Origin of the sequence: Paenibacillus sp. AR247, assembly GCF_002968895.1 — a bacterium.
Classification (GTDB): Bacteria; Bacillota; Bacilli; order Paenibacillales; family Paenibacillaceae; genus Paenibacillus_AQ; species Paenibacillus_AQ favisporus.
The window spans coordinates 179,247-183,262 of record NZ_PCZT01000006.1; the positions used below are offsets into that span (position 1 = coordinate 179,247).

Consider the following 4,016-nt stretch of genomic DNA (forward strand, 5'->3'; position numbering starts at 1 on the left):
GGTGCACCGGGCGTATTATCGGGGGGACCGCGAGGTGATGAAGCCAGCCGTTCGGCCGCTGCTCAGAGAAATCCGGCAGCTGCCGGATTACGGCAATTACGCCGGCTCTATCGAACCTCTCCTTGCTCATATCGAGCGGGGAACAACGTGGAACGAGAGTAGGGATATCCGGCCGCTGTGGAACATTCCGGTCGAACCTTGATTCCCGCCCACTTACTTTCTGTTATAATAGGGCGTGAGCACAAGTGAAGTCTGGAGGTACCTCATGGCCAAGTATACGCCAATGATTGAACAATATTTGGAAATCAAGCAGCAAGCCCAGGATGCGTTTTTGTTTTTCCGCCTGGGCGATTTTTACGAAATGTTTTTCGAGGACGCCTTAAAAGCATCCCGGGAACTGGAAATTACGTTAACCGGCCGGGAAGGCGGCGGGGACGAAAAAATCCCGATGTGCGGGGTTCCCTACCATTCGGCTGAGAGTTACATACAGCGGCTGATCGAGAAGGGCTACAAAGTGGCCATTTGCGAGCAGCTGGAAGACCCGGCGGTGACCAAAGGCATGGTCAAGCGCGGCATCGTCCGCGTCGTGACGCCGGGGACGATCATGGAAGGTAAAAACGTCGCCGACAAATCCAACAACTATTTGGTATGCGTGACCGAGACCGACCGCATGATGTCGCTGGCGGCCTGCGATCTGACGACAGGCGAGCTGTACGTGACTTCCATGCCCGCATCCGTGGAGTGGCTGCGCGACGAAATCGGCATCTACGAACCGGCGGAAGTGATCGGCGACCCGAAGATGCTGGATTTGATCAAGGCGGAACAGCTCCAGTGGAGCCGGCCGGTCGTCTACACGTCATGGGAGAAAAGGGAGGAGCAGACGGTCCGCGCGCAGTTCGGCGAATCGGCCTGGGCCCGGCTCGATCCGGAGCGGCAGGCATGCGTGGCCGTGCTTATTTCGTACCTGAGCGAGACGCAGCGGCGTTCGCTCGGCCAGCTGACGCAAATTTCGCCCTATGAACCCGGCCATTACATGATTCTCGATCCGTTCACGCGGCGAAACCTGGAGCTCGTTGAGACGGTGCGCGACCGATCCAAGAAAGGGTCGCTGCTCTGGCTGCTGGACCGGACCGAAACGTCGATGGGGGCCCGGCTGCTGCGCAGATGGATCGACAAGCCCCTTCTGCACCGCGGGCCGATCGAAGAGCGCCTGGAAGCCGTGGAGCATCTCTACAACCAGTTTATCCTGCGGGAAGACCTGCGGGCTGCGCTGAAAGACATTTACGATCTGGAGCGGCTGGTCGCAAGAATCGCTTTCGGCAATGCGAACGGGCGGGACCTGAACGCCCTCAAGCTGTCGCTGGCGCAAATTCCTTCCTTGAAGGAACTGTGCGCGTCGTCGGCGTCTTCCACCCTGCGGAAGCTGGCGGCGGAGATGGACGAATGCCGCGATCTTTATGAAGCGATCGACGCGGCGATCGTCGACGATCCGCCCGTATCTGTGCGGGACGGCGGCTTGATCAAGCCGGGCTATCACGATCACCTGGACGAGCTCAGAGAAGCCAGCGTGAACGGCAAGCGCTGGATCGCTGAGCTTGAGGCCAAGGAGCGTGAAGCGACGGGCATCCGCTCGCTGAAGGTCGGATTCAACAAAGTGTTCGGGTATTACATTGAAGTGACCAAATCGAATTTGGGCACCCTGCCGGAAGGCCGGTACGAACGGAAGCAGACGCTGGCCAATGCCGAGCGGTTCGTAACGCCGGAATTGAAGGAGAAAGAGGGGCTCATTCTCGAAGCCCAGGACAAAATGGTGGACCTCGAATATTCCCTCTTCAGCAAACTAAGGGACCGGCTCAGCGCGGAAATCCCGCGGCTGCAGGCACTCGCCGAGAAGGTCGCCGTCACGGACGTCTATCAGTCGCTGGCAGCCGTCAGCGCGGAGCAGGGCTTTGTGAAGCCCAAGCTGACCGAAGGTTATGATCTGGTCGTAGAGAACGGGCGCCATCCGGTGGTCGAGGCGGTGATGAAGGAGGCCTCCTTCATTGCCAACGGGACCCGGCTGACCCGGGAGGAAGCGGCGATTCTGCTCATAACCGGGCCGAACATGGCCGGAAAGAGTACGTATATGCGGCAGGTGGCGCTGATCTCGATCATGGCGCAAATCGGGTGTTTCGTGCCGGCCAAGGCGGCGGAAATTCCGCTCGTTGACCGGATCTTTACCCGGATCGGAGCGGCGGATGACCTGATCGGCGGCCAGAGCACGTTCATGGTGGAAATGGCTGACATTCAGGTCATGACCGAAAAAGCGACGCCGCGCAGCTTGATCATTATCGACGAGCTGGGCCGGGGCACGTCGACCAGCGAAGGCATGGCCATCGCCCAAGCGGTGATCGAATATGTCCATGATACGATCGGCTGCAAGGCGCTCGTATCGACCCATTTTCACGAGCTTGCGCATTTGGAGGACAGCCTGCAGAGCCTGCGTAATTACTCCATGGCGGTGCAGGAGAGCGGCGACAAGGTTCACTTCCTGCGGAAGCTGATCGCCGGGCCTGCCGGCAGCAGCTACGGCATTTACTGCGCCCGGCTGGCCGGACTGCCTTCGTCCATTATAGGACGGGCGTACACGCTGCTGCAGGGCCTTGAGGAAAGCGCAGCCCAGACGGCTGCGGCCGCAGAAACGACCAAGGCTGAACCGCCGGTGCAACTCAGGGAGCGGGCGTATGCTGGCGAATGGGAACCTTCGCTGACGGATGCGGAAGCAGGGCACGCCGAACCGGCCGTCGGAGCTACCGTTCAGGAGTCGGCTTCAGGTCGGGGAGAGTCAAGCATTGCGGAAGTCGTACAGCTCTCGATATTCGGGGATGAGGAGCTGGAGCCGGTGAAGCGAAGCGCTGCCGCTCCTGAGCCGCAGCCGGTTCATCCAGCGGTAACGCAAATTTTGGAATCGGTGAAAAGCGCCGACGTCATGAACATGACGCCGCTGCAGGCGATGCAGCTGCTGAACGAGCTGAAAATGAAGGCGAAGGATCTATAAACAAGTGGGACAAGGCCGATTGTCCGTTCATATCTTTTTTTGAAATGGGGGAACGGTATGGCGAAAATTCGCGTTTTGGACGAGCACATAGCCAACCAGATAGCGGCCGGTGAAGTGGTTGAGCGTCCCGCCTCGGTTGTGAAAGAACTGGTGGAGAACGCCATTGATGCCGGAAGCTCTCGGATCGAGGTCACGGTAGAGGAGGGCGGGCTTGAAAGCATCCGCGTAACCGACGACGGCTCGGGGATCGAACCGGAAGACGTTAGCACCGCCTTTTACCGCCATGCGACGAGCAAAATCGAACGCTTCTATGAGCACAGCGGCGTCGATCTGTGGTCGATCGGCCGGGCGGCCGTCAAGGACGTCATCGCCAGATCCAAGGTCGAAGGCGGCAGTACCATAACGCAGCAGCTCGCCAAAAACATTTTTCTGACCCGGGACAAAACGTTCTTCCGGAAAGCGACCGAGGTGTCCATCGCCATGGCGCTGGAACGGAACAAGACCAAAGACGAAATCATTACGATGTATTTGAACCGTATTCCGTTCGGCGGGCAGATTTATGGCATTAAAGAAGCGTCAAAGTATTATTTCGGCAAAAGTAATTTGAATGATTTGAAAGTATGGGAAATGGCCACCCTTGCGGCGATGCCGAAGGGACCTTCCAAATACAACCCAGTGCGCAATCCGGACTTGTCCATGCAGCGCCGCGCCGTCGTGCTGAACCTGATGGCCCAGGAAGGGTACATCACGCAGGAAGAGGCCGACGCCGCGAAAAAAGTCGAATATACGTATAAACCGCCGAAAAAACAACAGCAGTACCAGAACTTCATGGACTACGTCATGAATGAGGCGGAAGAAGTCACCGGGCTCAGCGAAGACGATCTGAACATCGGTGGCTATAAAATTTATACGACGATGGACGCGAACGCCCAGAAAGTGCTGGAGAAAGAGTTTGCGGACGAATCGAACTTCGAGAAAA

General features: G+C 58.0%; 3 protein-coding genes. All 3 read left to right on the forward strand.

Annotated features, from left to right (window positions below):
• Positions 1-202, forward strand: a 202-nt coding sequence (locus tag CPT76_RS37070) for a putative amidoligase domain-containing protein (RefSeq protein WP_483870036.1), incomplete at its 5' end; no start/stop codon positions are given.
• Between the two features lie 63 nt (positions 203-265).
• Entirely contained in the window at positions 266-3,037 is a 2,772-nt protein-coding gene (gene mutS, locus CPT76_RS05760; RefSeq protein ID WP_105442218.1) for a DNA mismatch repair protein MutS, read from the forward strand.
• A gap of 57 nt (positions 3,038-3,094) precedes the next feature.
• A partial coding sequence (locus CPT76_RS05765; protein WP_258168122.1) for a transglycosylase domain-containing protein occupies positions 3,095-4,016 on the forward strand: 922 nt, incomplete at its 3' end.